This window comes from Bacillus sp. 05T31, from assembly GCF_056396725.1.
In genome coordinates this window covers 1-1089 of record NZ_JBFTMA010001022.1, presented here as the reverse complement: position 1 = coordinate 1089, position 1089 = coordinate 1, and the positions used below count along the sequence as shown (strand labels likewise).

Here is a 1089-nt window from a genome sequence, read left to right as displayed (position 1 = left end):
CCACACCATCACTTGAAAGGTTGTCTAAGTATTTCACTAGCGAACGAATTGTATTACCGTGCGATGAAATAATTACTTTCTCACCACTTTTTAATGACGGTGCAATTTCTGAATGCCAATAATCAACTACTCTTTTCTCCGTATCCTCTAAACATTCAGTCAATGGGAATTCATCTTTTTTTAACGTTTTATATCTTGGATTGTTCGCCTCATATCGAGGATCATCTTCAGTAAGTGCAGGCGGTCTCACATCTATACTTCTTCTCCAAATATGAACTTGTTCATCTCCATATTTTTTTGCAGTTTCGTCTTTATTCAATCCTTGTAGTGCACCATARTGGCGTTCATTCAACTTCCATGAGTTATGTATAGGGACCCAAGTGAGATCCATTTCATGCAGTACAATCCATAATGTACGAATTGCTCGTTTTAGTACCGAGGTATACGCAACATCAAATGTATATCCATTCTTTTTTAATATTGTTCCTGCTTCTCTCGCTTCACTTAATCCATTCTTTGATAAATCCACATCTGTCCATCCTGTAAATCGATTTTCAAGATTCCACAAACTTTGTCCGTGACGAATGAGTACAAGTTTTATCATTATAATTCCCCTCTCGGAAATATGAATTTTAAAATTTCAATACGTACACATATAAAGTTTTTGGCAATGTGAATTTTTTATCCATAGTTGCCAAATATACAGATAAAAATTTATGATTTTTCAAACTACAAAACAAGATACTGTTTCTATCTTTTATTCTACTGGTATTTCACGCTTAGACGTCCATGCATCAAATCCTGAACGGCTATTTGCCATTTCATTCATAACTTGATGCCAATTTTCTTCACATGATTCGCCAAACTGTGAGAAAATAGCTCCCATTTGTTCTCTTTGAACATCGCTCAGTTTTTTYTCTAAGTCTGTTCCTTCTTCTGTTAAAGACAGCTGTTTCACACGACGATCATGTGCAGCTTCATTACTCTCAATAAGTCCTTTATCTAACAGTTGGCGCAACGGTCCGTGAAGAGCTTGTTTACTTATTTCTAAAAGTGATAGCAGTTCATTTACACTAAGCCCTGGAAAAC

2 protein-coding genes are annotated in these 1089 nt (G+C 35.7%); both read right to left on the bottom strand.

What is annotated here, in order from left to right:
* Positions 1-604 (bottom strand): 2,3-diphosphoglycerate-dependent phosphoglycerate mutase (gpmA, locus tag AC1DJR_RS30945; RefSeq protein ID WP_477004359.1); only part of this gene is annotated, 604 nt, incomplete at its 3' end.
* Positions 605-757: 153 nt separating this feature from the next.
* Positions 758-1089, bottom strand: a 332-nt coding sequence (locus tag AC1DJR_RS30940; RefSeq protein ID WP_477004358.1) for a MarR family winged helix-turn-helix transcriptional regulator, incomplete at its 5' end; no start/stop codon positions are given.